The organism is Teichococcus aerofrigidensis, assembly GCF_054073225.1.
In genome coordinates, this window is record NZ_JBSXMU010000225.1 from 1 (window position 1) to 2,416 (window position 2,416).

At 78.8% G+C, this 2,416-nt stretch carries 3 protein-coding genes; all 3 read left to right on the forward strand.

Annotated elements, in window-relative coordinates:
- A partial coding sequence (locus ACVMLK_RS20735; protein ID WP_457487503.1) for a hypothetical protein occupies positions 1–465 on the forward strand: 465 nt, incomplete at its 5' end.
- Positions 466–650: 185 nt separating this feature from the next.
- On the forward strand, positions 651–932 hold the full coding sequence (locus ACVMLK_RS20740) for a hypothetical protein (RefSeq protein ID WP_457487504.1): 282 nt from the start codon (positions 651–653) through the stop codon (positions 930–932).
- A complete protein-coding gene (locus tag ACVMLK_RS20745) occupies positions 932–2,221 on the forward strand; it encodes a heme biosynthesis HemY N-terminal domain-containing protein (RefSeq protein WP_457487505.1) in 1,290 nt (429 codons plus the stop codon). Before ACVMLK_RS20740 ends, ACVMLK_RS20745 begins: the two co-directional genes overlap by 1 nt.
- Positions 2,222–2,416: the final 195 nt, after the last annotated feature.

The window sequence follows — 2,416 nt, forward strand, 5'->3', positions numbered from 1 at the left end:
GGGGGGGGGGGGCCCCCCCGCCCCGCCGCCCTGCAGCCGGTGCCGCAGCGGCTGGCGGCGCTGGAGAGCGGCCCGCTGGCCCGCCTCGGCCAGCGCCTCGACGCGGCCGAGGCCCTGCAGCGCGAGCGCGACGCCACGCTGGAGCAGTTGCGCGGCCGGCTGGAGGCGCTGCGCAGCGATCGCGAGGCCCTGCAACGCCATGCCGATGCCCGTATCGACGAGGTGGAGAAGGCGCTGGCCCAGCGCATCACCGGCGCCGAGGCGCAGCTCGCCCAGCGGGTCGCGGCCGCCGAGGCCGCCCTGGGCCCGCGCTTCGCCGCCGTCGAGACCTCCCTGCAGCAGCGCATCGCCGCGGCGCAGGAGGCGGCGCAGCAGCGGCTGGCGGCGCGCGACCGCGAGCTGGATGCCCGCTTCGCCAATCTGGAGCAGCGCGAGACCCGCCTGGCCGCCGCCTCGCCCGGCTGATCGGCAGCACCGCCGCCGAGGCGCTGCTGGAATCCGGCCGGCCGCTCGGCCCGGCGCTGTCTGGCCTGCCCGAGGCGGCGCCCGAGGCGCTGCGCCGCTATGCCGAGAGCGCCCCGCCGACGCTCGCCGGGCTGCGCCTCTCCTTCGAGGAGGCCGCCCGCGCCGCCGCCGCCCGCGCCGAGCCCGTGACCGAGGGCCAGAGCGTCTGGGAATCCGCCGCCACCCGCCTGGGCAACCTGGTCACCGTGCGGCGGGGCGACACCGTCGTCTGGGGCGATGCGGTGAGCGGCGAGATCGAGGCGGCGCGACGGGCGCTGGAGGCGGGCGACCTCGGCGGTGCGGTCCGCCGCGTCGAGGCCCTGGCCGAGCCGGTGCGCGCGCCGATGCAGGACTGGCTGTCGCGCGCCAAGGGGCTGCTCGCCGCGCGCACCGCGCTCGAGACGCTGCGCGCCGGAGGGCAGGGCTGATGCGCCGCGCCCTCTGGCTGCTGCTGGGCTGCCGCGTCGGCGTCGGCGCCGCCTGGGGGCTGATGCGCCTCGGCGGCGGGGTCGAAGTGCGGGTGGGCGAGTTCTTCATCGCCGTCTCCCTGCCGGTGCTGCTGCTGGCCCTGGCGGCGCTCTTCCTGGTGCTCCTGCTGCTGATCGCCCTGGTGCGCGGCATCATCCACTATCCCGCCCGGCTGCGCGCCCGGCGCGAGGCGCGCAACCGCGCCCGGGCCGAGGCGGCGCTGACCGGCGCCCTGGTCTCGCTGGCCGCCGGCGATGCCGACGGCGCGCGCAACCAGGCGCTGCGGGCCCGCCGCCTGGTGGGCGACAAGCCGCAGCTCCTGGTGCTGATCGCCGAGGCGGAGCGCATGGCGGGGCGCGAGGAGTCGGCCTCCGACGCCTATCACATCCTCTCCCGCCAGCCGGAGGCCCGCTTCCTCGGCCTGCGCGGCCTGCTGCGGCAGGCGATCCAGCGTGAGGACTGGGAGGCGGCGCAGGCCCTGGCGCGGGAGGCCGAGGCGGTCCAGCCGGGCACCACCTGGCTGCGGCAGGAGCGGGCGCTGCTCGCCCGGCGCACGAAGAACTGGGGCGAGGCACTGGCGCTGGCCGGCGCCGGCCCCGCCCGCGCCCCGCTCGCCCTGGCCGCCGCCGGCCAGGAGGCCGAGGAGGCGCGCAAGGCCGAGCTGGAGCGCGAGGCCTTCAAGGCCGATCCGGCCTTCGCCCCCGGCGTGGTGGCGCATGCGGCGCGGATGCGCGGCGCCAAGGCCGAGAAGCGCGCCCGCACCGTGCTGGAGCAGGGCTGGCTGGCCGCCCCGCAGCCGGACATCGCCGAGGCCTACCTGGAGGGGGAGGCCGACCCCCTGGCCCGCGTCAAGCTGGGCGAGGCCCTGGTGGCGCGCAACCGGGCGCATCCGGAAAGCCGCCTGCTGCTGGCGCGGCTCGCCCTGGAGGCCGGGCTGACGGGACGGGCGCGCAGCGAGCTGGAGGCCCTGGCGCAATCGGGCGAGATCGACAAGCGGGGCTATCTGCTGCTGGTCGAGCTGGAGAGGACGGAGCAGGGCGACACGCCGCAGGGGCGTCTGGCCGAGGCGAAGTGGCTGCGGGCCGCCGCCGAGGCGCCGGCGGCGCCGCAATGGTTCTGCGGCCATTGCAACCGCCCGCACGCGGCCTGGGCCCCGCTCTGCGAGGGTTGCGGCACCGTGGGCGAGATCCGCTGGGGCCGACGCGGCCAGGCGAACCTGCCGGCGCCGCTGGCCACCGCCGCGCCCTGATCCGGCGGCGGCGGGGCTTCCCCTGATCGGGATCCGCTCTAGCGCAGCGGTCGGCGCAGCAGCAGGCCGCCGCGGCGGAAGGCCAGGCCGAGCGCCACCGCGGGCAGGATGGCGGCGCAGGCCGGGCCGGGCGGCATCAGGCGCAGCAGCGCCGCCACCGCCTCGCGCCGCGGCGCCCGCTGGGCCAGGGCGAAG